This window comes from Pseudomonas sp. GOM7, from assembly GCF_026723825.1.
In the GTDB taxonomy this organism is placed as follows: domain Bacteria; phylum Pseudomonadota; class Gammaproteobacteria; order Pseudomonadales; family Pseudomonadaceae; genus Aquipseudomonas.
The window spans coordinates 2,226,225-2,248,696 of record NZ_CP113519.1 but is presented as its reverse complement, the minus strand read 5'-3'; the positions used below and the strand labels follow the sequence as shown (position 1 = coordinate 2,248,696).

At 64.4% G+C, this 22,472-nt stretch carries 21 protein-coding genes, 1 tRNA gene and 1 riboswitch; of the genes, 4 read left to right on the top strand and 18 right to left on the bottom strand.

The window, feature by feature from the left end; genetic code table 11:
- Nucleotides 1–105: 105 nt before the first annotated feature.
- A riboswitch (cobalamin riboswitch) is annotated at nt 106–315 on the bottom strand.
- A gap of 35 nt (nt 316–350) precedes the next feature.
- The 3 genes from OU800_RS10260 to OU800_RS10250 are packed head-to-tail and all read right to left on the bottom strand — an operon-like array spanning nt 351 to nt 2,060.
- On the bottom strand, nt 351–1,022 hold the full coding sequence (locus OU800_RS10260) for a DUF799 domain-containing protein (RefSeq protein WP_268183476.1): 672 nt from the start codon (nt 1,020–1,022) through the stop codon (nt 351–353).
- Nucleotides 1,019–1,339, bottom strand: coding sequence for a DUF4810 domain-containing protein (locus tag OU800_RS10255; RefSeq protein ID WP_442964747.1), 321 nt, complete (start codon nt 1,337–1,339; stop codon nt 1,019–1,021). The genes OU800_RS10260 and OU800_RS10255 overlap by 4 nt, the downstream gene beginning before the upstream one ends.
- Before the next feature lie 52 nt (nt 1,340–1,391).
- Nucleotides 1,392–2,060, bottom strand: coding sequence for a CsgG/HfaB family protein (locus tag OU800_RS10250; protein WP_268183473.1), 669 nt, complete (start codon nt 2,058–2,060; stop codon nt 1,392–1,394).
- A gap of 382 nt (nt 2,061–2,442) precedes the next feature.
- Here OU800_RS10250 and OU800_RS10245 point away from each other — a divergent pair, with 382 nt between their 5' ends.
- A complete protein-coding gene (locus OU800_RS10245; protein ID WP_268183471.1) occupies nt 2,443–4,155 on the top strand; it encodes a sensor domain-containing diguanylate cyclase in 1,713 nt (570 codons plus the stop codon).
- A 13-nt stretch (nt 4,156–4,168) separates the two neighbouring features.
- Here the strand turns inward: OU800_RS10245 and OU800_RS10240 are convergent, their stop codons facing one another.
- From OU800_RS10240 to moaB, 5 genes are all read right to left on the bottom strand, one after another.
- On the bottom strand, nt 4,169–4,693 hold the full coding sequence (locus OU800_RS10240; RefSeq protein ID WP_268183468.1) for a C40 family peptidase: 525 nt from the start codon (nt 4,691–4,693) through the stop codon (nt 4,169–4,171).
- Between the two features lie 84 nt (nt 4,694–4,777).
- Nucleotides 4,778–5,404 carry a C40 family peptidase gene (locus OU800_RS10235; RefSeq protein WP_268183467.1) on the bottom strand — a complete coding sequence of 209 codons (627 nt, stop codon included), beginning with the start codon at nt 5,402–5,404 and terminating at the stop codon, nt 4,778–4,780.
- A 57-nt stretch (nt 5,405–5,461) separates the two neighbouring features.
- Complete coding sequence (locus OU800_RS10230) at nt 5,462–6,241, bottom strand: NAD-dependent deacylase (RefSeq protein ID WP_268183464.1); 780 nt, start codon at nt 6,239–6,241, stop codon at nt 5,462–5,464.
- Nucleotides 6,241–7,455, bottom strand: coding sequence for a molybdopterin molybdotransferase MoeA (locus tag OU800_RS10225; RefSeq protein ID WP_268183463.1), 1,215 nt, complete (start codon nt 7,453–7,455; stop codon nt 6,241–6,243). The genes OU800_RS10230 and OU800_RS10225 overlap by 1 nt, the downstream gene beginning before the upstream one ends.
- Nucleotides 7,452–7,991, bottom strand: coding sequence for a molybdenum cofactor biosynthesis protein B (gene moaB / locus OU800_RS10220; RefSeq protein ID WP_268183461.1), 540 nt, complete (start codon nt 7,989–7,991; stop codon nt 7,452–7,454). Before moaB ends, OU800_RS10225 begins: the two co-directional genes overlap by 4 nt.
- Nucleotides 7,992–8,056: 65 nt before the next feature.
- Here moaB and mobA point away from each other — a divergent pair, with 65 nt between their 5' ends.
- The 3 genes from mobA (at nt 8,057) to OU800_RS10205 (ending at nt 9,142) form a co-directional block, all read left to right on the top strand.
- Entirely contained in the window at nt 8,057–8,638 is a 582-nt protein-coding gene (gene mobA, locus OU800_RS10215) for a molybdenum cofactor guanylyltransferase MobA (RefSeq protein ID WP_268183459.1), read from the top strand.
- 83 nt (nt 8,639–8,721) lie between these two features.
- A complete protein-coding gene (locus OU800_RS10210) occupies nt 8,722–8,943 on the top strand; it encodes a YgdI/YgdR family lipoprotein (protein WP_268183456.1) in 222 nt (73 codons plus the stop codon).
- A 122-nt stretch (nt 8,944–9,065) separates the two neighbouring features.
- Nucleotides 9,066–9,142: transfer RNA gene (locus OU800_RS10205), tRNA-Pro, on the top strand.
- A gap of 934 nt (nt 9,143–10,076) precedes the next feature.
- Here the strand turns inward: OU800_RS10205 and OU800_RS10200 are convergent.
- From OU800_RS10200 to OU800_RS10155, 10 genes are all read right to left on the bottom strand, one after another.
- Nucleotides 10,077–10,313: a glutaredoxin family protein gene (locus tag OU800_RS10200; RefSeq protein ID WP_268183454.1), complete on the bottom strand. Its 237-nt coding sequence runs from the start codon at nt 10,311–10,313 to the stop codon at nt 10,077–10,079.
- Between the two features lie 48 nt (nt 10,314–10,361).
- Nucleotides 10,362–11,501 (bottom strand): DUF5610 domain-containing protein, encoded by a 1,140-nt coding sequence (locus OU800_RS10195; protein ID WP_268183452.1) that lies wholly within the window; start codon nt 11,499–11,501, stop codon nt 10,362–10,364.
- Nucleotides 11,502–11,595: 94 nt separating this feature from the next.
- On the bottom strand, nt 11,596–12,135 hold the full coding sequence (locus OU800_RS10190; protein WP_268183451.1) for a DUF2058 domain-containing protein: 540 nt from the start codon (nt 12,133–12,135) through the stop codon (nt 11,596–11,598).
- 176 nt (nt 12,136–12,311) lie between these two features.
- Entirely contained in the window at nt 12,312–13,142 is an 831-nt protein-coding gene (gene mazG, locus OU800_RS10185) for a nucleoside triphosphate pyrophosphohydrolase (RefSeq protein WP_268183450.1), read from the bottom strand.
- A gap of 89 nt (nt 13,143–13,231) precedes the next feature.
- Nucleotides 13,232–15,475, bottom strand: a complete 2,244-nt coding sequence (gene relA, locus OU800_RS10180; RefSeq protein WP_268183449.1) for a GTP diphosphokinase — start codon at nt 15,473–15,475, stop codon at nt 13,232–13,234.
- Nucleotides 15,476–15,599: 124 nt separating this feature from the next.
- Nucleotides 15,600–16,952 (bottom strand): 23S rRNA (uracil(1939)-C(5))-methyltransferase RlmD, encoded by a 1,353-nt coding sequence (gene rlmD / locus OU800_RS10175; protein ID WP_268183447.1) that lies wholly within the window; start codon nt 16,950–16,952, stop codon nt 15,600–15,602.
- The gene (gene cysM, locus OU800_RS10170) at nt 16,952–17,857 is read right to left on the bottom strand and encodes a cysteine synthase CysM (protein WP_268183445.1); all 906 of its coding nucleotides are present in this window, start codon (nt 17,855–17,857) and stop codon (nt 16,952–16,954) included. The genes rlmD and cysM overlap by 1 nt, the downstream gene beginning before the upstream one ends.
- A gap of 154 nt (nt 17,858–18,011) precedes the next feature.
- On the bottom strand, nt 18,012–20,096 hold the full coding sequence (locus tag OU800_RS10165) for a TonB-dependent receptor domain-containing protein (RefSeq protein ID WP_268183444.1): 2,085 nt from the start codon (nt 20,094–20,096) through the stop codon (nt 18,012–18,014).
- Between the two features lie 320 nt (nt 20,097–20,416).
- A complete protein-coding gene (locus OU800_RS10160; RefSeq protein WP_268183443.1) occupies nt 20,417–21,754 on the bottom strand; it encodes a sensor histidine kinase in 1,338 nt (445 codons plus the stop codon).
- Entirely contained in the window at nt 21,751–22,461 is a 711-nt protein-coding gene (locus OU800_RS10155) for a response regulator transcription factor (RefSeq protein WP_277372077.1), read from the bottom strand. Before OU800_RS10155 ends, OU800_RS10160 begins: the two co-directional genes overlap by 4 nt.
- Nucleotides 22,462–22,472: the final 11 nt, after the last annotated feature.

The following is a 22,472-nucleotide window of genomic DNA, read 5'->3' as shown; positions in this document are numbered from 1 at the left end:
CACTCCATCACTGATCCGGGCATTTCATGGCTGGCAGCAGACGGAGGCAAAAGCACGAATGCCCCGCACAGGCAGGGGCACAAGCCGGTCAACGCCCTCCGCGATGCCGTGAAACTGCGACAGGCCGGTCTCCGGGCTCGTGAGCGAGGCCAATGGCTCGGCGCCGCGCCTTCCCGTGCCTAGCACAGTGGCCTGATGCGGCGTGCGACTCACCTACCGTTGCGGGGGCAGCGCCGGCTTGCGTACCGGCTTCCCTGTTTCACCCCGGCGCCATCATCGATGACGGCGCGGGGCACCTGAAGCAAGGCGCGCAGGTTAGAGGCAGCGCGCCCCGTGCGTCAACGCTCGGTTCAGTGCGCCGCATCCGGGCGCGCACGTGGCCCCGGCAGGATGCCGTTGTGCATGTTGCTGGAAAGCAGGCGGAAGCTGGTGATACCGGCGATTTCATGGCCGCGATCACTCAGGGTGTTGACCACCTGATCGATCAACGCCACCACCAGCATACCGACCAGGCCACCGCCGTTGTTCTGCTGCTGTTCGGCACTGCTGGCACGCGCAGTGCCTTCCCAGAGCAGCTTGCCGTTGCGCAGATCCACCAGCTTGGCCGTGGCGGTCACCGCCACCTCACTGGTGATGACCTTGTAGCTGCTGCCGTATTCGGTGACATCCAGATACAGCACACTGTCGGCGCCGAAGATCTCACGCAGCTTCTGCGGCGAGGCCTGGCGGATCTCCTCGGCATTCATCAGGCCGTTCTGCTTGAAGGTTTCGTCCACCACCGCCACCGGCATCACGTAGTAACCGGCTTCGCTCAGCGGCAGGGTAACCTGCGAATAGAAGCTGTAGGAGGCCTTGACGTCCGGCGACTGGTTCACCGGCGGCAGCACCAGGATCGACGCCGGCTTGCTCTCCAGGAAAGCGCTGTAGTCGTAGGCCTTGGGCGCCGCGCAGCCGCCGAGGATAGCCAGGCAGGCCAGCAGCGCGGCGGTTTTCAGAGCAGCGAGGGAAAAGATCGTCTTCATTGGTCGAATTTCCGCATCAGAAAGTCCATGTAAGTGGCGGACTCGGGGTACAGCGCCTTCTCGGTCTCGAACTCCTGGCGCACCTGGTCGAGCTTGCCGACATCGGCATAGAGCATGCCCAGATGGGCATGGAAGCCCGGCGGCAGTGTGCGGTCGGCAGCGCGCGCTTTTTGCACGCTGGCTTCCAGCGCGGCGATCTGCTCCTCGGTGCTGCTCTGGTTGTCGAAGCGTTGGTAGACCTGCTGCTGGTAACCATCCCAGTAATACAGGGGCTGCGGGCCACTGGCACAGCCACCCAGCACGCCGAGTACTAACATCCCGGAGAAAACGGCCAATCTGCGTGCGATTGTCATGCTTGCTAAGTTCCTTTTACTTGGTTGGATTCCATGCGCCGGTGTCGACGCCATTGACCAGTTTGTTCACCGCCTCGCGGATGGCCAGGTCGAGCACCTTGCCATTGAGGGTGGAGTCGTAGCTGGCGGTACCGCCGAAACCGACGATCTCGCGGTTGGACAGGCTGTATTCACCCGCGCCCTGGGAGGAGAACACCACTTCGGAGGTCTTCACGTCGACGATGTTGAGGTTGACCTTGGCGTAGGCGATCTGCTGCTTGCCACGGCCGAGAATGCCGAACAACTGGTGATCGCCGACTTCCTTGCGGCCGAACTCGGTGACATCACCGGTGACCACGTAGTTGGCGCCACGTACCTGCTGCGCCTGCTTGGAAAAACCGGATTCCTGCTGCAGCTCGGCCAGGTTGTCGCGGTCGAGCACATTGAAGCGGTTGGACTGTTGCAGGTGAGTGATCAGGATGGTCTTGGCCTGCCCACCGAGACGGTCGACGCTGTCAGTGAAGATACCGCGCATGTAGCTGGAGCGATTGTCGAACTTGCCGACGGAAATCGGGCTGCGAGGCCCGGCGTAGGACACCTGGGCGGTATTCACCTTGGCGACCTCCAGGGTACGCGACTGCTCCGTGGCGCAACCGCCGAGCAACATCAGCAGCGCCGCAAAGCTGCCGATAAGGGGCTTGTTCATACGAACCTCATGCAAAGAAAAACGGCCTTTTCGGCGAATGCCGACTGACCAGGGCTGGCGAAGGGAAAAGGGTTGAGAGTGTGTTGGAACGAGGGCATGCAACATCGAGTCTTCCATGGCTGGGGGCTTACGACGAAACCCAGGGGAGTGCATCCTGCAAGCGCAGCGATTCTAAACAGGCGGCAGGCACTTTGCCAGCATCTCATATGACGCAGTTCACGAAATCGATCAGATGCCCGCGATGGCCTGCCCGGCCAGGCCAGGCCCGATGCCGCGATGGCACGATGCAGCAACAGACCCTAAACTGTTTCACGACACGCATCTGGTTGCAGATCGCCCCAAGGGCGAACAGAGCACGATTTATCTCAGGAGCGTGAAGCCCATGCCGTCCCCCGATACACCCGAATCGCGGCCACGCCCTTTCGCCCAGGTCTGCCTGCCGCTGTTACGCCTGGCCTGCGCCCAGACCGGCGCAGACAGCGTCCTGCTCCTCGAAGGGCCGCCCGCTCAAGAGCGGATCAGCGCCTGCGTCGGCCAGGCCGTTGACGGCAATATCCGCCTGAGCCTCGATGCCTGGCCAGCTACCAGACGCAACCTCGCTCTCAGCGAGCTGCCAGCAGCCTCCGACTGGCATTCACTGCAAATCGCACACGGGCTGCGGAGCCTTACCCTACTTCCGCTGCTGGGTGACCAGGCCCTGCTTTGTCTGCTCCATCGCCAACCACCCCGCAATCTGGACGACGCCTGCCTGGCGGATCTCCAGGCCAGCCTGGAAAATCTGCTGGCGCAGAGCCTGGAGCTGCACAGCTTGCGCCTGAGTGAACAGCGCATGAGCCTGGCCATCGACGGCAGCGACACAGGCATCTGGGATCGCGACCTGCGCAGCGGCAGGATTCACTACTCGACGCGCTGGAAGGCCCTGCTCGGCTACGCGGACGACGAGATCGGCGACGACATCCAGGACAGCTATGCCCGCGTCCACCCCGAAGACCTGCCGGGCGTGCAACACGCCATCGCCGATCATCTGCAGCAGCGTAGCGCCAAGTACGAAGTGGAACATCGCATCCGCCATCGCGACGGTCACTACGGCTGGGTGCGTAGTTGTGGCAAGGTGGTCGAACGCGACGCCGACGGCACGCCTCTGCGCATGATCGGCACCACCACCGATATCAGCGCCCTGCGTGGTCTGGCAGAACGCCTGCAACAAAGCGCCGAAATGATGAGCGCGCTGAGCAACGAAATCCCCGGCATGGTCTTCCAGTACCATGCGCAGACCACAGGCAATGGTCACTTCACCTATGTCAGCGCCGGCGCGCAGGAAATCTACGGGCTATCGCCTGCCGAGCTATGCGCAGCGCCGGACAAGGTGCAGGCACTGATCCATCCGGACGACCTGACCCTCTATCTGAAGTCATTGAGCAAGGCGTCCCAGGCGCTCAGCCCCTGGCACCTGGAATACCGCATTCGTCGCAGCAGCGGTGAAATCGCCTGGCGCATGGGTGCTGCCCGGCCCACGCCACAGGCCGATGGCAGCGTACTCTGGCACGGTTTCGTCACCGACATCACCGCACGCAAGAACATCGAAGCCGAACTGAACCTGCTGGCCACCACCGACTCGCTGACCCAACTGGCCAACCGTCGCCACTTCATTCGCCAACTGGACGCCGAACTGGCGCGCCTGCGTCGCTCACTCGCGCGGCAAGCCGCACTGCTGATGTTCGACCTCGATCATTTCAAGCGGATCAACGACACCTGGGGCCATGCGGTCGGCGATCAGGCCCTGCGCCATTTCACCGAGATACTGCGCAAGCACCTGCGCAAGGGCGATATCGCCGGCCGTATCGGCGGCGAGGAGTTCACCGTGCTGCTCAACGACGCCAACCTCGACGATGCCCTGCATTTCGCCCAGCGTATCCAGCAGGAGTTGCTGCATATACCCTTGCTGCAAGGGGAACAGCGCATCCTGCTGACCACCAGCATCGGCGTGGCGACACTAAGCGGGGAGGATCGCACGGCAGAAGCCGCGCTGACACGCAGTGACCTGGCGCTCTACCGCGCCAAGCACGCCGGGCGCAACCGCATCGAGCATCAATGACGGGCCGCCGACCTCAGGGATTGTGCGCCAGCTCAGGCGTGATCACGCGCTTGGCGCTCAGATAGGTCTTGTTCCAGTAGCGATTGTCGAGGCTGTCCAGGCGCACGGTGCCGCCCGTGGATGGCGCATGCACGAAGCGCCCCTCGCCGACGTAGATACCGGCATGACTGACGACACCGCCGCCATTGGTGGCAAAGAACAGCAGATCACCGCTGCGCAGCGCATTACGCCCGACGCTGGGCGTGCGCATGGCGCTGAGTTCGCGGGTCGAGCGTGGCAGGCTGATTCCGGCGGCGTCGCGGTACACATAGCCGATCAGGCCGCTGCAATCGAAACCGCCATCCGGCGTGTTGCCGCCATAGCGGTACGGCGTGCCAACCAGGCCCAGGGCCCGGAACAGCACGTCGTCGGCGCCGCCCTGGGCGTTGCCGAGGACGGGCGCGGGCGTGTACACGGGCTGGGGGACGGGCGCCTGGCTGCTGCAGGCACCCAGCAAGGCAAGGAGAGCGAACAGGGCGATGCGGGTGGTGGCGGGCATTGACGAGACGATCCAGAGCCTGAGTGCGCCCTACTCTGCCGGCTCGCGACGAACGGCGCAACCCCGGAGGCTGCGCCAGGGGCGTCAGGGATGCTGTCTGGACGCCCCTTCCTGGGGTGCCAGGGCGAGTACGCGCTTGGCTTGCAGGTAGCTGCGGTTCCAGTAGCTGTCGTCGAGGCTGTCGATGCGCACACCCCCACTGCGGCGGCTGCTGGAATGGATGAACTGATCGTCGCCGATATAGATGCCGGCATGGCTGACACGGCCACGACCGCGATCGTTGAACAGGATCAGATCACCCGGCTCCAGCTCGGAGCGCGCCACCTTCGGCGCATCCAGCTTGATAAGGTCACGGGTCGAGCGCGGCAGTTGCATGCCCAGCTCTTCGCGGAACAGATAGCCGACGAAACCACTGCAATCGAAGCCTGACTGCACCGAAGTGCCGCCATAACGGTAACGCGTACCGATCAGCGAACGCCCGAGTTCGAGCAGGCTATCGGCCAGCTGCGGCATTTCGTAGGGTTTTTCGTTGAGGCTGGCAGCGGCTTCTGCGTCGCTGATTTCCTCGTCCAGGTGCATGACCGGACGAGACGGGAGACTCGCCTGAGAGGCGAGCGTATCGCGGTCATGCGACTGCGGCTGATGGCCGGCGCAGGCAGCGAGAAAGACCGTGAGTGCAAGGGGCACGAGGGGTGCGAAGCGTTTTAGCATGGGCACGACCGTGTCGATGGAAACTGGATTAGTGGGCGACTATGCCTCCTATCGCGGCTATTTGCAAATTCTATCGCTGCAAATGTGACCCAGTAGTTTCGGCAGCACATCTAAGGCCCGCCCAACCAGACGAATATCCACCCTACCACTGAGATAAGTGACGGTCGGATTGACCTCCACCGTCAGCCCGCCGCGCTCGCGCGTACGCAACACCGGCTCGACTATATAAGGAAAGCTGGAGCTGGTGCCCACGCTGAGTACCACGTCGAAGCCCTGGCGCAGCTCGGCGTACAGGGTGCCAATGGCCGACTCCGGCAGCATCTCCTCGAACAGCACCACCGGCGGGCGCAGCACACCCCCACACTGCTCGCAACGCGGCGGCAAGGGGCGCTGCAGATGCGCCAGCAGTTCAGCATCCTCCGCGCCGCAGGACAGACAGTACAGCGGCGCCATCTCGCCATGAATCTCGATCAGGCGCTCTGTCGGGCTGCCGGCCTGGCGATGGTAACCATCGATGTTCTGCGTCAGCACCCAACATTCCGGTATCCGTCGCTGCAGCTCGGCAATGGCGAAATGCCCGGCATTGGGCGCAGCACCCAGGCAGGCGCGCCCAAGCTCGGCCAGGTATTTCCAGCACAACGCTGGGTCGCGCTGCAGCATCGGGCCGGACAGCGCCGCTTCGATGGGTAGGCCCTCATCGGTTTGACCGTTATACAAGCCACCCAGACCGCGATAGGTGGGCAAGCCGGAATCGGCCGAGAGCCCGGCGCCGGTCACGAACAGCACGCGACGGGCCGCCATGAGAGCCTCGGCCACGCGCAACAATGCAGATTCCATCAGCTCAGGATCTCGCTGAGGGGAATGAAACGCAGGCGATCACCCTCGCCCAGGGTTCGCCCCTCCAGCACCTCGGCCAGGCCTTCGGCCCAGGCCGCACTGAGCAGCACACCAGAGCTCTGGTTGGCATAGGGCACCACACGGCCCGCCTCGATACGCGCGCGCAGGTACTCACGGCGCTTGCCTGCCTTGTTCCAGACGAAACCGGCCGGCATCTCGAACGCCAGCGGCTCGACCCGCTGCGCGCCCATGCGCCGTAACAGGTAAGGCCGCGCCAGCAGGCCGAAGGTCACCAGGGTCGAGGCCGGGTTGCCCGGCAGGCCGATCACCGGCACGCCCTGGTAGTGGCCGAAGGTCAGCGGCTTGCCCGGCTTGATCGCCAGCTTCCACAGCGTCAGCTCACCCGCCTCGCGCAGGGCCACACCCAGATAGTCAGCCTCCCCGACCGAGACGCCGCCGGTCGACAGAATCAGATCGACCTGGGCCAGGTCTGCCAGCGCCTGGCGCGTCAGAGCCAGGTCGTCGGGCAGGATGCCGCCATCGACCACCTCGCAGCCCAGGCGCTGCAGCCAGGCGATCAGCAGGCGGCGGTTACTGTTGTAGATCTGCCCCGGCCCAAGCGGCTGGCCCGGCTCGACCAGTTCGTCTCCGGTGGACAGCACGGCCACCTTCAGGCGCCGCCGTACTTCAAGCGTGGCGACCCCGAGGGAAGCAGCCAGGCCCAACTCCACCGGCCCCAGGCGAGTGCCAGCCGGCAGTACGCAGTCACCGACACGGGTTTCCTGCCCCTGCGGCCGCACGTTCTGACCCGAACGCAGGGCCTGCAGGAAACGCACACGCCCGGCCTCGTCCAGCTCGACGTTTTCCTGCATCTCCACGGTATCGGCGCCAGCCGGCAAGGGCGCACCGGTGAAGATCCGCGCACAGGTGCCGGGTACCAGCGCTTCGGGCGCGCAGCCTGCCTGGATGCGCTGACTGACCGGCAGCGCCTCGCCCTGCCAGTCGGCCAGGCGCAGGGCATAACCGTCCATGGCACTGTTGGCCCAGGGCGGCAGGTCGAGGCCGGCGACCAACGCCGTGGCGAGCACACGGCCATCGACCTGCTGCAGCGGCAGCGACTCGATCTCAGGCACTGCCGTTTCCGCGGCCAACTTCAACAAACGCGCCTGCGCGACCTCCAGCGGCATCAGCCCGGGTTGATCACCACCTTTCATCCACGGCTCTCGCAGGCAGCCGCCGCCTTCAGGTGCGGCACGAAGTTGCAGGGGCGATGACGCGCATCCAGTTGCTCGGCAAGAATGCCGTCCCAGGCGGTACGGCAGGCATTGGTCGAACCCGGCAGGCAGCACACCAGGGTGCCATTGGCCATGCCGGCCAGTGCGCGCGATTGCACGGTCGAGGTGCCGATATCGGCCAGGGAAATCTGGCGGAACAGTTCGCCGAAACCATCGACCTGCTTGTCCAGCAGGCAGGCCACAGCCTCGGGTGTGCTGTCACGCCCGGTGAAGCCGGTGCCGCCGGTGATCAGCACCACCTGCACCTGATCCTCGGCGATCCAGGTCGCCACCTTGGCGCGTATCTTGTAAAGATCGTCCTTGAGCAGGGCACGGTCGGCCAGGTTGTGCCCGGCCCCGCTCAGGCGCTCGACCAGCAATTGCCCCGAAGTATCGGTTTCCAGAGTGCGGGTATCGCTGACGGTGAGGACGGCGATGTTCAACGGCACGAATAGCGCATCCGCTTTGTGCTTCATGGCAGGCTTCCAATTGGTAGACAATGGCCAGTGTTATATCACAGCCCACCACGACGAGACTGCCCATGCCCCTGCCACACCCTGCCCCCCCGAAGTGCTCGGTACTGTTGCTGGCCGGCGGACGCGGACAGCGCATGGGCGGGCGCGACAAGGGCCTGCTGCATTGGCAGGGTCGCCCCCTGATCGCCTGGATGCACGAAAAGGTGCGCCCGCTCAGCGATGACCTGATCATCTCCTGCAACCGCAACCTGGACGCCTACGCCGCCTACGCAGACCGCCTGGTCACGGATGACGACAGTGATTACCAGGGCCCGCTGGCCGGCATCCGCGCCGGGCTGGCCAGCGCACACCACTCCCAGCTTCTGGTGCTGCCCTGCGATGCGCCGCTGGTGGATCGTGCCCTGCTCGATGGCTTGCTGGCGCGCGCCGGCGAGCATCCGGTGGTGGTGCGCCAGGGGCAGTACTGGGAGCCCTTGCTGTGCCTGCTGCCGACCCGTCTCAAGGGCGACCTCGAACAGGCCTGGCACGAGGGCCAGCGCAGCCCGCAGCGCTGGTTCATGCAACACGCGGCAGTGGCGTTCGACTGCCCTGTGGGCGACCCCAGACTGGCCAATGTCAACACGCCCGAGATGCTCGAAAGTCTTTGAAAAGCTCGGCTATGCTGGGAACTTGGATGGTTTTGCCACGTCTGAAGCCGGGTAAGCACCCGTATGATCCAAGGAGACAAAACATGACTCAACGGACCCTCCCCGCCCTGTTCCTCGCTCTCGGACTCGCCACACTCGCTGGCTGCTCCACGCCCTCGGTGATCACCCTCAACGACGGTCGCGAAATCCAGACCGTGGACACCCCCGACTACGACGACGAAACCGGCTTCTACGAATTCGAGCAACTCGACGGCAAACGCGCGACGATCAACAAGGATCAGGTGCGCACCGTCAAGGAACTCTGATCCAGGTACAGGGCCTGCCACGCAGGCCCGACACCGAGAGGCATCGTCAGGTAGGCGCGTAGAAAATTTTCAGGCTAACCCCTTGTGCGGTAAAAGTTTTTCGGTAGAATACCGACCACATTCGGAGTGTAGCGCAGCTTGGTAGCGCGTCTCGTTCGGGACGAGAAGGTCGCAGGTTCGAATCCTGTCTCTCCGACCAAATCGAAAAACCCGCCTTAATCGGCGGGTTTTTTATTGCCTGCGGTTTATGGGGCACGGCTGGTTTGATACCGGACTGGCAAGTTTGTGTGTTGGTTTGGTGGCTTGTTGGGTGTTCTGGACGCCGCTGCGGTGTTTGCGGGGGATTCCTTGTTTCGCCCCCTCGGGCGACTCACTTTTCTTTGAACTGCGCAAAGAAAAGTAAGCAAAAGAAACGCACCCCCGCCATCCGGGTCTCGCTGCGCTCGACTTCCCTCACTCCGGCACCGCTCCGGGGTCGGCTTACAAGGGCCATCCCTGGCCCTTTAAGCGGGGCCGCCATCGGTATCTCGCGGCATCCATGCCGCTCGCCCCCTGCGCAATGCCTACGCTCGGCCTCCTGAAGGGGGAGTTAGCGCGCCTGAACGTACAGTTATTCCGGGCATGACCGGCGTGTTCGGGTAACTGTGAAGTCGCGACTGGGTCGTCGAGTTAAACCAAAACTTTCATTCGCATAGTTTCAGTTTGCCGGCTTGCAGCCGGCATGCCGGTCAGCCCTATGGCTGCCCCATGTTCAAGCACTCCACGCTAGTTCTGGGTTACCGCAGGTTCAGGCGCGTGCAGAGCCCGCCCAGGAGGGCGAACGCAATCGTCGTGGAAGAGGTTGAGCGACATGGATGTCGCGAGAGCCACGATGGGCCAGGGATGGCCCACCGTGGCGGGCCTCTGGAACGGCGATGGAGTGAGCGAACCCTCGCGCAGCGAGGGCCGGATGACCGGGCGGAGGGTTTTGGTTACTTTTGCCCGCAAAAGTGACTCGCCCGGGAGGGCGAAACCCAAAACGTCAGCAAAAACGCGGCAATTCGGAACAAGCGTAAGAACTGGCACAAGAACAACCAACACCGTATTGCCAGCCCGATATCAAAACCGACTCCCACAAAGACGCTCCAAAGGTGTCAGCTCAGAAAGACCACCACCTGTTCGGCATCGAAGGGCCAGTCCAGCTCGGCGCCCGTGTCCTCACGACGCAGCACGGGAATGCGTAATCCATAACGCTCGACCATCGCCTCATCCTCGGCGATGTCGATGAGTTCGACCAACAGACCATGCTCGACGAACGGCATCAGCAAGGCCTCGGCCACCTCGCACAGGTGGCAGCCCAGGGTTCCGAACAATTGGCATTCAGGCGTCATGAGCGCACCTCACTATCAGCAAGGTGCGAAGTTTAGCATCGACGTCGATCAGCTCGCGTCGGCGCCCTTGTCCGGCTGAGCGGCCAGCAGCGACTGCAAGCCGTCGATCAGGCTGCGATTGAGGTTGTCGGCCTTTTCCAGGCGCGGCGCATCGAAGCGCTCGTCGAGGGAGAAACCGCCCTTGAGCAGATCCTTGAGCAGGCCACCGGCGTCCTTGCTCAGATCCCCGGCACTGCGCAGGGCATCGAGCAGGCCCTTGGCGTACTCCTGCAAGTCGGTATTAGTGGCGCTGGCGCCCTGCCCGGCCACCGCACCGTAGGCATCGGACGCCTGGCGCACCGTGGTCTGGGTCAGGTGCAGGGACATGGACGCCAGTTGCTCACCGTCCATGTTCAAAGCCATGGCACGATCGAAGGCACCGGACAGATCGCCGGCATAGAACTTGTCGGAAAGCTCCTGCACCTGGCCGAACAGCTTCTCCAGCGCCTTGACCTCGTCGTCATCCAGCTCGCCGTCCACCTCCACCTGCCAACCACCGATCTGCAGGCTGCCGGATTCCTTGCTGGCAACCAGGGCAGAACCCTTGCCATCGCCGGCGGCGGCGAAGCTGCTCTTCGACCAGTTCGCCGAGGCCTGCGCCACCGAGACGCGCAGCTTGTCGCCGTCACGGGTGGTCACCTGCAGGTCGAAGGTCTGCGCCTGGGCAGCGAAGCGCTGGCTCTGCCCGGCTACCACGAAAGATTCAGGCGTAGCCGCAGTGGCACCACCCGCGAAACGCTTGTCGAGGTCGCCCAGGCCATCCTGGATGCGCTTGTAGGTGTCGTCGACATCACTGGCCACCTGGCCGGTCAGGGCACCCATGCCGTCGAGAATCTTGCGCGCCTCGGCGAAGCCCTTCTCCACGCCTTCGCGCGCCTGCCCGAGCAGCTTCTCCAGCTTGGCCGGGTCAGCACCAGCTGCGGCCTCGCTCTGCAGGCGCTGCTCGATGAAGCCGAGCACACGCCCGGCCACCTTCTCGGGGGTGAAGTCCTCGCGCTTGCCGCCCAGCGCGCCGGATTGCAGGCCGAGCTTGTCAGCCAGACGGTTGGCCAGCGTGGCCTGGGCGTCGGTACTGGCCGAGCGCGCAGCCCCCTGGTTGAGCTGACCGAGACGTGAGGCGGAGGAGTTGAGCGAAGCCAGCGGGTTCATGGCGATGTACTCAGGCAGAGGATATGCCGAGGCTAACGGCATGCTCGGCGCAGACTTTAGCCCGGCACGACGAATGGTCGCTAGCCACCGGCCATCACCACATCAGGTCATCGGGAATCTGATACGCGGCGTAAGGATCGTCGGCATCCGGCGCTTCGACATGGGTATTGAGCAGGACGATGCGCGACGGGTCACGCTCCTGGATTTTCAGCGCCGCCTCACGCGGAATCACCTCGTAGCCGCCACCATGACGGACGATGGCCAGCCAGCCGTTGGACAGCTTGTTGCGCATCATCGCGTTGACGGCCAGGCGCTTGACCTTCTTGTCGTCGACGAAGTTGTAGTAATCCTCGCCCTGCAGTTTGGGCAGGCGCGAGCGCTCGATCAGTTGTTTGACCTGCGCGGCACGGGCCTTCTGCTCGGCCTTTTCCTGTTGCTGGCGGTTCAGCTCCTGATCACGCGCGGCCTTTTCCGCCTGGGCCTGCAGAGCGGCCTGGCGGGTTGAATCATCCACTTCGGCCTGGCCTTTCTTGGCCAGACGCTGTTGTTTCTGTTGCTGCTTGCCGGCCTGTTTGGCCTGTTTTTCATTGACCAGACCGGCTTTGAGTAGCTGGTCGCGCAGGGAAAGACCCATAGCTTAACGATCCCACACTTGATTCAGACCGGGCAGCGCCAGTGGCGCCACCATGAAAGATGCCCAGCATAAGGGCTAAGAGGCCAGGGCTCCAGCACGGAAGCCAAGCCGTAGCCCGGATGCAATCCGGGAAATACATGGCGCCATGGTTCCTGGATTGCATCCGGGCTACCAGCTCAATGGCCGGGCGCCTGCTTTTCCAGTTTCTTCGCCTCCCCCCAGAGCACGTCCAGCTCCTCCAGCGAGCAGCCTTCCATGCTGCGCCCGGCCTCCCGCATGCTGTGTTCGATGAAGCGGAAGCGCCGCTCGAACTTGGCGTTGGCGGCGCGCAAGGCGGATTCGGGGTCGACCTTGAGGTGACGCGCCAGATTGGTCACGACGAACAGCAAATCGCCGATCTCCTCGGCCACCGCCTCGGCGTCGTTCTCGCTCATGGCTTCGAGCACTTCGTCCAGCTCTTCGCGCACCTTGTCCACCACCGGCAGGGCTTCGGGCCAGTCGAAGCCGACCTGGGCGGCACGCTTCTGCAGCTTGGCGGCGCGGCTCAGGGCCGGCAGTGCGGTAGGCACGTCATCGAGCAGGGAAAGCTGCTCGGGGGCGGCGGCCTTCTCGGCACGCTCCTCGGCCTTCAGCTCTTCCCAGCGCTGTTTGATCGCGGCTTCTTCCAGCTTGGCGGCATCCGGCGCGCCATACAGGTCGCCATCGGGGAATACATGGGGGTGGCGACGCACCAGCTTGCGGGTGATGCCATCGACCACCTGGGCGAAGTCGAAACGCCCCTCCTCCCGCGCCAACTGACTGTAGTACACCACCTGGAACAACAGGTCGCCCAGCTCGCCCGGCAGGTGCTCGAAATCGCTGCGCTCAATGGCATCGGCGACTTCATAGGCCTCTTCGAGGGTGTAGGGCACGATGCTCGCGTAGTTCTGCTTGAGATCCCACGGGCAGCCATGCTGCGGATCACGCAGGCGCGCCATCAGGTGCAGCAGATCGTCGAGTAGGTACATAAGAGCTCCTGGGCTGCAAGCGGCAAGCCTCAAGCTGCAAGTTAAAAGCTCATGCACTTTCTTGCAGCTTGCGGCTTGAAGCTTGCCGCTCAATTGGCACGCTGGCGACGCGCCTCGATGATATTGGGGAGCTGGCTGATACGCGCGAGCAGGCGCCCGAGCGCGTCCAGACCGGGAATCTCCACGGTGATGGACATGGTCGCGGTGTTGTCGTTCTTGTCCGAACGGGTGTTGACCGCCAGCACGTTGAGCCGCTCGTTGAGCAGCACCTGGGTGACGTCGCGTAGCAGACCGGAACGGTCGTAGGCCTTGATGGCGATTTCCACCGGGTAGGTCTGCACCGGCACCGGCCCCCAGCTCACCTGGATAATCCGTTCCGGCTCGCGCCCGGCCTGCTGCAGCACGGTGGGGCAGTCCTGGCGGTGGATGGTGACGCCACGGCCGAGGGTGATGTAGCCGACGATGGGGTCGCCCGGCAGCGGCTGGCAGCAGCCGGCCATCTGCGTCAGCAGGTTGCCGACACCCTGGATCTGGATGTCGCCACGCTTGCCCGGGCGGTAGCCCAGGGCCTTGCGTGGGATCAGTTCCAGTTGCTCGTTGCCACGATCCGGCTCGGCCAGTTGCTGCGCCAGGTTGACCGCATGGGCCAGGCGCACGTCGCCGGCACCGAGGGCGGCGAACAGATCCTCGGCGGTCTTCAGGTTGGCCTTTTCCGCCAGCTTGTCGAAGTCCACGCTGGGCAGGGCCAGGCGCGCCAGTTCGCGCTCGAGCAACTGCTTGCCGGCGGCGACGTTCTGGTCGCGATCCTGCAGCTTGAACCAATGCACGATCTTCGCCCGCGCACGGCTGGTGGTGACATAGCCCAGGTTGGGGTTGAGCCAGTCGCGGCTCGGCGAGCCCTGCTTGTTGGTGATGATCTCCACCTGCTCGCCGGTCTGCAGGCTGTAAGTCAGCGGTACGATGCGCCCGTTGATCTTGGCGCCGCGGCAGCCATGGCCGATCTCGGTGTGCACACGGTAGGCGAAGTCCAGCGGCGTGGCGCCCTTGGGCAGGTCGATGGCGTGACCGTCGGGAGTAAAGACGTAAACCCGATCCGGCTCGATATCCACGCGTAGCTGTTCAGCCAGGCCGCCGATATCGCCCAGTTCCTCGTGCCACTCGATGACCTGACGCAGCCAGGAGATCTTCTCTTCATAGTGGTTGGAGCCGGATTTGACATCGGTGCCCTTGTAGCGCCAGTGCGCGCAAACGCCCAGCTCGGCCTCCTCGTGCATGGCAGTGGTACGGATCTGCACCTCCAGCACCTTGCCTTCCGGGCCGAGCACGGCGGTGTGCAGCGAGCGGTAGCCGTTTTCCTTGGGGTTGGCGATGTAGTCGTCGAACTCCTTGGGAATGTGCCGCCACAGGGTGTGCACGATACCCAGGGTGGTGTAACAGTCGCGCACCTCCGGCACCAGCACGCGCACCGCACGCACATCGTAGATCTGGCTGAACTGCAGGCCCTTGCGCTGCATCTTGCGCCAGATCGAATAGATGTGTTTCGCCCGGCCGCTGATGTCGGCCTTGATCCCGGTAGCTTCCAATTCCTGGCGCAGATGGGCCATGGCATCGTTGATGTACTGCTCGCGATCGAGGCGGCGTTCGTGCAGCAGTTTGGCGATCTGCTTGTACTGTTCCGGCTCCAGATAGCGGAAGGACAGGTCTTCCAGCTCCCACTTGATATGACCGATGCCCAGGCGGTGGGCCAGCGGCGCGTAGATATCGAACACCTCGCGCGCCACGCGCTGGCGCTTGTCCTCGTCGGCCTCCTTGACCGCACGTATGGCGCAGGTGCGCTCGGCCAGCTTGATCAGCGCTACGCGCACGTCATCGACCATGGCCACGAGCATCTTGCGCAGGTTCTCCACCTGGGTCTGCGAGCCCAGCACCACCGACTCGCGCGGGTTGATGCTGGCGCTGATCGCCGCCATGCGCAGCACGCCCTCGATCAGCTTGGCCACCACTGCGCCGAAGCGCTGCTGCACCAGGGCCAGGGGAATACGTTCCTCACGCACCCCGCGATAGATCACTGCGGCGACCAGCGAGTCCTGGTCGAGCTTGAGATCGGCGAGGATTTCCGCGATGTCGAGGCCGGCGCTGAAGATCGACGCGCCCTCGCTCCAATGATGCTGGCCGGCATTGGCCTGCTGCTCGACCTCGCGAACGAACTCGCAAGCCTCCTTCAGCGCCTGGGCATCGAGCGCCGGGTCGATACGAACCACGTTCGCCACCCAGGCGTCGAGGTTGATGCTGCCGTCATCGTTGATCGGCTGGTGCGCTCTGACCTGAACCATCTTCTTACCTACCTTCCCTACGGTGCGCCTACACAACACCGAATAGTCGCCGGCCTTCTCCGAGCCGGTCGGTTTGACTGAAAGAGTGCACGTCCTGCGCAGTCTCGTGGCACCTGACGTGCCGCTACCCCTTCTCGAACAGCGCCATGGCTTCGACATGCGCCGTCTGCGGGAACATGTCGAGGATGCCGGCACGGCGCAGGCGATAGCCCTGCCTGACCAGCTCGGCGGCATCACGCGCCAGGGTGGTCGGGTTGCAGGATACATAGACCAGACGCCTGGCCGCCAAGGCCGAAATACCTCGTACCACTTCCAGTGCCCCATCACGCGGCGGATCGAGCAGGATGGCATCGAAGCCATCATCGGCCCAGGCCGCCTCAGCCAGGGGGCGAGCCAGATCGGCACAGAAAAATCGCACCTGCTCCAGACCTTGCCGCGCGGCATTGGTTGCAGCGCGCTCGACCATCGCCTCGACACCCTCCACCGCCACCACCTCGGCACCCGCCTGGGCCAGGGGCAAGGCGAAGTTGCCCAGGCCACAGAACAGATCCAGCACCCGCTCGCCGGGCTGCACGTTCAACCAGTCTAGCGCCTGCGCCACCATCGCCTCGTTGATCATGGCATTGACCTGGACGAAATCCCCCGGCCGATAAGCCAGTTCCAGTTGCCAGCGCGGCAAGGCGAAGCCCAGGGCTTGCGCCGGATCATCGGCCTGTGGCGCACCCTCGCCCTGCAACCAGAGCTGCACCTGCTGCGCCGCGCAGAATTCGCGCAACAAAGCCAGGTCGTCCGTGCTCAATGCCGCCGTATGGCGCAGCAACAGCGCCTGTTGCGTACCGCTGAACAGCTCGACATGGCCCAGCGCCTGGGGTTTGCTCAACTGTCGCAGCAAATCCGGTAACGCTTCGAGGAGGGTCTGCAAGGGCTGTACCAGCACCGGGCAGTGCTGGATATCGACGATCTCCTGGCTGGCCTCGGCGCGAAAGCCCACCTGCAGGTGACGCGCCTGGGCATCCCAGCGCACGGCGATGCGTGCTCGGCGCCGGTAGGCCAGCTCGGGGCCGACCAACGGCGCCGCCCAGTCATCGGGCTGCACGCCGCCCAGGCGGCTCAGTTGCTCGCTCAGGGTGCGTTGTTTGAGCGCAAGCTGGTCGCCATGCGGCATATGTTGCAAGGTGCAGCCGCCACAGCGTCCGGCATGGGCACAGAGCGGCGCACGCCGCTGCGGACTGGCCTGCAGGATACGTTCGGCACGCGCTTCCACCGTCTGGCTGCGCGCGGACAGCACGCGCGCCTCGACCCGCTCACCTGCCAGGGCGCCGCTGACGAACCAGGTGCGCCCGCCCTCGAAGGCAATGCCCCGGCCATCGCCGGCCTGCCGCTCGATCTGCAGTGGCTGCTTCTTGCCCACCGGCAGTGCCTGCGCGCGACTGCCACCACTGGGTTGGAAGCGCAGGCCCGAATTGCGCCTGGCCATCAGGGCGCCGGATCTTGGTAGACGCCGGTGGACAGGTAACGGTCGCCACGGTCGCAGATGATCGCCACCATCACCGCGTTCTCCACTTGCTGCGACAGGCGCAGCATGGCCGCCACCGAACCGCCGGACGACACGCCACAGAAAATGCCCTCCTCCCGCGCCAGACGGCGCATGACCCGCTCGGCCTCGTCCTGGCCCATGTCCACCACCTGATCGACACGCTCGGCCTGGTAGATCTTCGGCAGGTACTCCTGCGGCCAGCGACGAATGCCGGGAATGGCCGCGCCCTCCTGCGGCTGCAGGCCGACGATCTGGATGGCCGGGTTCTGCTCCTTGAGGTAGCGCGAGGTGCCCATGATGGTGCCGGTGGTGCCCATGGAGCTGATGAAATGGGTGATGCTGCCGCCGGTCTGGCGCCAGATCTCCGGGCCGGTGCCGCTGTAGTGGGCCTCGGGGTTGTCGCCGTTGGCGAACTGGTCGAGCACCTTGCCGCGGCCTTCGGCCTGCAGGCGCTCGGCCAGGTCGCGGGCGCCTTCCATGCCCTCTTCCTTGCTGACCAGGATCAGCTCGGCGCCATAGGCGGTCATCGCCCACTTGCGCTCGGCGGTGGAGTTGTCGGGCATGATCAGGATCATCTTGTAGCCCTTGATCGCCGCCGCCATGGCCAGGGCGATGCCGGTGTTGCCGCTGGTGGCTTCGATCAGGGTGTCGCCGGGGCGGATGTCGCCACGCAGTTCAGCGCGGTTGATCATCGACAGCGCCGGGCGATCCTTGACCGAGCCAGCCGGGTTGTTGCCTTCCAGCTTGACCAACAGGGTGTTACTGGTGTCACCGCCCAGGCGTTGCAGACGAACCAGCGGGGTGTTGCCGATGCAGTCGGCAATGGTGGGGAATTGCAGGGTCATGGGTCGCTCGAATCCAGACTGACGCGAAGGGCAGTCATGATACGCCGAACCCGTCGCTTCATCACGCCATGATCGGTTGCAAGCCTTGAAGCGACCACGACGCGACGACATGGCCACCCGGCAGGCGCCGGGTGGCCATGACCCGGGCTGGCGCTCAGAAGTTCTGCGTCAGGCCAAAGACGTAGCGCCTGCCATCGAGGTTGTAGGCGTAGTCGTCCTCGGTGGTGACTGCCTTGTTGCTGAGGTTGTACACGCCGAACTTGAGGCTGAGGTCGCGAGTCGGTTTGTACACCAGGCCGACGTCGACGAAGGTGTAGGACGGGTAGGTCACACCGTTGCTGGACGCACCGCTGGTGCCGGTCTGCCAGCGGCCGGAGGTCTCGCCGCGGTAGTTGAGTTGCGTCCAGAGGTTCAACTGCTGCGTCGCCTGCCAGTCCAACGAGGCGTTGAACATGTGCTTGGCCATGTCGTTGAGCGGCTCGCCCTTGTACTGGCCAGACTTCTGCTCGGTGCTGGTGTAGGTGTAGCTGTGGCGATACATCAGGTTGTCGAGGATCTGGTAATCCAGAGTGAACTCGACGCCCTGGAGCTGCGCTTCATCCACGTTCTCGTAGGCGGTATAGCCGTACTGATGCGCCGGGTAGGTGGCGCCGTTGTACACGCAGGGCTGGTTCTGCGCACAGATGCGGCCGGTGCGATTGATCTTGTCCTTGAAATCGGTCTGGTAGAGGGTCAGGGTGCTGTTGATGCCCAGGTCGAAGTTCTCGTAGCCAATGCCGATCTCGCGATTGAGACTGGTTTCCGGGGTCAACTCGGGGTTGCCGATGATCACCCCGCCGCGGGAGCTGGAACCGAAGTCGGTGGCAGCCTGACGCAAACTGGGCGCCTTGTAGCCGGAGGTCACGCCCCCCTTGAGGGTGAAGTTCTGGTTCAGGTGGTAGACGGCATAGGCCTTGGGGCTGACCTGGCTGCCGAACGCTTCGTTGTCGTCGTAGCGGGCGCTGAGGGTCAGCGCCAGGTCGTCGGTCAGGCTCCAGTTGTCCTCGAAGAAGAGCGAGTTCTGGTAGCGTTCCATCTCCACCACCGCGTCGGCAACCGCCACCACCGGCGGGCGCAGGCCGCTGCTGGCGCCGTCCGTGAGTTCTTCGTACTTGTGAGTCAGGCCGCCGGTCAGGGCATGGTCGCCGAGGAAGTAGGTCGCCTGGGTATTGGCGGTCAGCACCTTGAATTCGATGCCATTGCCGGTATTGGCATTGACCCGAGTGGGGTTCTCCGAGCTGTCGTAGTTGACGTAACTGTCCAGCAGCAGGTTGTCGTAACGCCCCTCGTGGGTGATGGCGTAAGTCTTGAGGATGGATTCGTTGAAGCTGGGCTCTTCGGCCGCTGCGAGGCTCTTGCCTGGATGGGCCCAGCGGCGCTGCAGCGCCTCGTTGTAGTTGAGGGTGACCAGGTTCTGCTCGTCGATGTTCCAGCCCAGCTTGCCGCCCAGGTTGCTTCTTCTGTAACGCGGATCGGAAGCTGCGCTGTCGTCGCCGCCCTGGAAGTGACTTTCGTCCTGATGCAGGAAGGAGCCGTTGAGCTGCAACGCCAGCACGTCCTCGATCAGCGGCGCATTGAGGTAGGCGCTGGTCTGGTAGCCGTCCTCGTTCACCTGGTTGGCGCCATCGGCCATGCTGTATTCGGTGGTGACACTACCGGCGAACTCGTTGCGAATCTTCTTGGTGATGATGTTGACCACCCCGCCCATGGCATCGGAGCCGTACAGCGACGAAGCCGGGCCGCGGATGACTTCGATGCGCTCGATCGCCTCGATCGGCGGCAGGAAGTTGATCGGCGTGCCGGCCTGGGTGCCATTGAGGCCGAAAGCATCGTTGCCCTGCAGCGGTCGCCCGTCGATGAGCAGCAAGGTGTAGCCGGCGGTCATGCCACGGATCTGGATCGAGCGCTCCACACCGCCACCTGCCACCTGCACCCCGGCGACGTTCTTCAGCGCGTCGGTGACATCGGTGTACGAGCGCTTCTGCAATTCTTCGGCGGAGATGACGGTGATGGTCGCCGGGGCGTCCTTGACGCTCTGCTCGAAGCCGGTGGCACTGACCACCAGCGTGCCAAGCTGCAGTTGCTCGGATGCCTCGTTGGCTCCTGCCGCACAGGCCAGTGAGGCCAGCGTGACCGCCAGTGCGCTCTTGTTGAAACCAGGCCGAGGCGCTGCAGCGAGGCGTCGCGGGATGAGTGACATGTGGATGGCTCCCTGTGATCGAATGGTCGGCGTGTTGCCAGCGGCCGTCCTGCACAGGCATTGGCACCCTGCACTCCCCGTGGACCTTGGCTACGCTGGCTGACCCATCTCGAAGCCCTGGCGCCATGCCCGCCGCAACCGGCGGAAACACTTGTAGGCGATAGCCGAGATGGAGCGAGAGGGCCGTGGCAGCTTCGCCGATGGTCAAAGGCCCATCGCCAATGCGCATCCGGCGAAAAGGAGTACCACGTGCTGCCAGCCCTCTCGGGTCAGGCGCAAATAGTATTTATTGTCATTTGAGAGTAAATCGAATTTACGATCTATACACTTTGCAGGCGCAGCCTGAGCCGCAAACCAGGCGCGGCATTCTCCGCCCACAGCTCGCCGCCCTGGGTCGCGATCATGCTGCGTGCGATGGCCAGGCCCAGACCGAAGCCATCACCGCCCGGGCGCGCCGCGCTGAGCCGAGTGAAGGGGCGGAAGATGGTTTCCAGCTCGCCTTCTGCCACACCTGGGCCCTGGTCTTCGATCCATAGCAGCCATTGCCCGCCCTCGCGCCGGCCGGCCAGGCGCACCACGCCGCCTGGTGGCGAATGCCGAATGGCATTACGCAGGATGTTTTCCAGGGCTTGCGCCAGGCCGTTGAGATGGCCCAGCACCCGGCAGTCGGCCGGCAGGTCGCAGGGCATGCGCTCGACGGGCCAGCCGGTCTCGAAGCCGGCGTTTTCCCGCAACACGTCCCACAGCCGGACGACGTCCACCTCCTCCAGCGGCAGGCTGGGCCTTTCGGTGTCCAGCCAGACCAGCTCCAGTGCGTCGCCGACCAGTTTTTCCATCTCCTGCACTTCACGCGCCAGGCGCTGGCGCAGGGCCTCGGCGTCCTGCTCGCCCTCGCCGGCCACGCGCAAGCGAGCCAGCGGCGTGCGCAGTTCGTGGGAGAGATCCCGCAACAGTTGGCGCTGGAAAGCCACAGTCCCTTCCAGGCGTTCGGCCATGTGATCGAAGGTACGCGCCAGCTCGCCGAGTTCATCGCGTCGCCGCTTCATCCTCGACCCCAGACGCGCCGAAAGATCACCGGCGCTCAGGGCTGCCGCCTGGCGCTGCAGACTGGCCAGGGGGGCAATCAGCACGCGGTACAGCACCAGGCCGAACAGCACCGCCAGCAGCGCCGGCAGCACGCGCTGCAACAACAGGTTCCACAAATCGCTGTAGCGTCGCGGATCGAGGTGCCTGGGTAGCTCCAGCACCAGGCGCCCCTGGCCGTCGCTGAAAGGGATATGGAAAGTGGGCGTTCCACCCGGGCGCCCCACGGAGAAGTCCAGGCTGCGCACGAAGTCCAGACGCTGACGCTCCTCCTGCGTCAGCGGCGTCGAGGACAGCGAGGCCTTGTCGGCATCCACCACCACCGCCCAGACCGACTCCTGTGCTTGCAGCCGCTGCAGGAAGGCATCGACACCAGGGGCACCGTCCTGGCGCCAGGCCGTTTCGGCCTGCTGGGCGTAGCCACGCATCACCTGCCGAGTCGATGGAGTCAGATAGGAGGATGCCTCCAGCAGCAGACGCCCGAGGTCGACATACAGGCTGGCCAACAGCAGGCAGAACAATGCCAGCGCCCCCGTCAGGCGCCACAGCAGCGAATGCCGGTGGGGCAGTCTCAAGCGCCCACCTGCACCAGCATGTAGCCCTTGCCCCAGACCGTCTCCACCCGCGCCGCAGCATAGCCGGCGGCCAGCAACTTGCGGCGGATGTGGCTGACGTGCATGTCCAGGCTGCGGTCATGCTGCGAGTAGGCGCGGCGCAGGGCCTGCTGATAGAGGAAAGCCTTGCTCAAGACCTCGTCGCGATGCCGCCAGAGCAGCTCCAGCACTCGGTATTCGCTGGGCGTCAAACCGACCCAACGGGCGCCATGAAGCACGTCGCTGCGGCTCTCGTCGAACTGCAGATCACCCTCTTCGCCGCTCGGCAATTGCTCACGCCGCTCGTAGGCGACGCGACGCAGGATGGCCTCCACCCGCACGCTCAGCTCACCCAGGCTGAAGGGTTTGGGCAGGTAATCGTCGGCGCCCTGACTGAAACCGGCGATGCGGTTCTGCTCGTCGCCCAGCGCTGACATCAGCAGCACCGGCACGCTGCGCCGCTGGCGCAAACGCTGCAGAGCCTCGAGGCCGTCGATGCCGGGCAGCAGAATGTCCATCAGGATCAGGTCGAAGTCTTCGCGTTCGGCCATTTGCAAGCCCTCGTCGCCATCATGGCTCAAGGTCACCGCGAAACCGCGACCGCTCAGGTGAGCATGCAAATGGCTGGCAAGCAGGGGGTCGTCCTCGACCGCCAGAATACGAGCCGGAGTGGTGGATGGGATCATCATGATGAGAAAAC

What these genes read in the sequence shown, in the direction of transcription:
- OU800_RS10260 (WP_268183476.1), bottom strand. Translation starts at nt 1,022, where the DNA reads ATGAAGACGATCTTTTCCCTCGCTGCTCTGAAAACCGCCGCGCTGCTG.
- OU800_RS10255 (WP_442964747.1), bottom strand. Translation starts at nt 1,339, where the DNA reads ATGTTAGTACTCGGCGTGCTGGGTGGCTGTGCCAGTGGCCCGCAGCCC.
- OU800_RS10250 (WP_268183473.1), bottom strand. Translation starts at nt 2,060, where the DNA reads ATGAACAAGCCCCTTATCGGCAGCTTTGCGGCGCTGCTGATGTTGCTC.
- OU800_RS10245 (WP_268183471.1), top strand. Translation starts at nt 2,443, where the DNA reads ATGCCGTCCCCCGATACACCCGAATCGCGGCCACGCCCTTTCGCCCAG.
- OU800_RS10240 (WP_268183468.1), bottom strand. Translation starts at nt 4,693, where the DNA reads ATGCCCGCCACCACCCGCATCGCCCTGTTCGCTCTCCTTGCCTTGCTG.
- OU800_RS10235 (WP_268183467.1), bottom strand. Translation starts at nt 5,404, where the DNA reads ATGCTAAAACGCTTCGCACCCCTCGTGCCCCTTGCACTCACGGTCTTT.
- OU800_RS10230 (WP_268183464.1), bottom strand. Translation starts at nt 6,241, where the DNA reads ATGGAATCTGCATTGTTGCGCGTGGCCGAGGCTCTCATGGCGGCCCGT.
- OU800_RS10225 (WP_268183463.1), bottom strand. Translation starts at nt 7,455, where the DNA reads ATGAAAGGTGGTGATCAACCCGGGCTGATGCCGCTGGAGGTCGCGCAG.
- moaB (WP_268183461.1), bottom strand. Translation starts at nt 7,991, where the DNA reads ATGAAGCACAAAGCGGATGCGCTATTCGTGCCGTTGAACATCGCCGTC.
- mobA (WP_268183459.1), top strand. Translation starts at nt 8,057, where the DNA reads ATGCCCCTGCCACACCCTGCCCCCCCGAAGTGCTCGGTACTGTTGCTG.
- OU800_RS10210 (WP_268183456.1), top strand. Translation starts at nt 8,722, where the DNA reads ATGACTCAACGGACCCTCCCCGCCCTGTTCCTCGCTCTCGGACTCGCC.
- OU800_RS10200 (WP_268183454.1), bottom strand. Translation starts at nt 10,313, where the DNA reads ATGACGCCTGAATGCCAATTGTTCGGAACCCTGGGCTGCCACCTGTGC.
- OU800_RS10195 (WP_268183452.1), bottom strand. Translation starts at nt 11,501, where the DNA reads ATGAACCCGCTGGCTTCGCTCAACTCCTCCGCCTCACGTCTCGGTCAG.
- OU800_RS10190 (WP_268183451.1), bottom strand. Translation starts at nt 12,135, where the DNA reads ATGGGTCTTTCCCTGCGCGACCAGCTACTCAAAGCCGGTCTGGTCAAT.
- mazG (WP_268183450.1), bottom strand. Translation starts at nt 13,142, where the DNA reads ATGTACCTACTCGACGATCTGCTGCACCTGATGGCGCGCCTGCGTGAT.
- relA (WP_268183449.1), bottom strand. Translation starts at nt 15,475, where the DNA reads ATGGTTCAGGTCAGAGCGCACCAGCCGATCAACGATGACGGCAGCATC.
- rlmD (WP_268183447.1), bottom strand. Translation starts at nt 16,952, where the DNA reads ATGGCCAGGCGCAATTCGGGCCTGCGCTTCCAACCCAGTGGTGGCAGT.
- cysM (WP_268183445.1), bottom strand. Translation starts at nt 17,857, where the DNA reads ATGACCCTGCAATTCCCCACCATTGCCGACTGCATCGGCAACACCCCG.
- OU800_RS10165 (WP_268183444.1), bottom strand. Translation starts at nt 20,096, where the DNA reads ATGTCACTCATCCCGCGACGCCTCGCTGCAGCGCCTCGGCCTGGTTTC.
- OU800_RS10155 (WP_277372077.1), bottom strand. Translation starts at nt 22,461, where the DNA reads ATGATGATCCCATCCACCACTCCGGCTCGTATTCTGGCGGTCGAGGAC.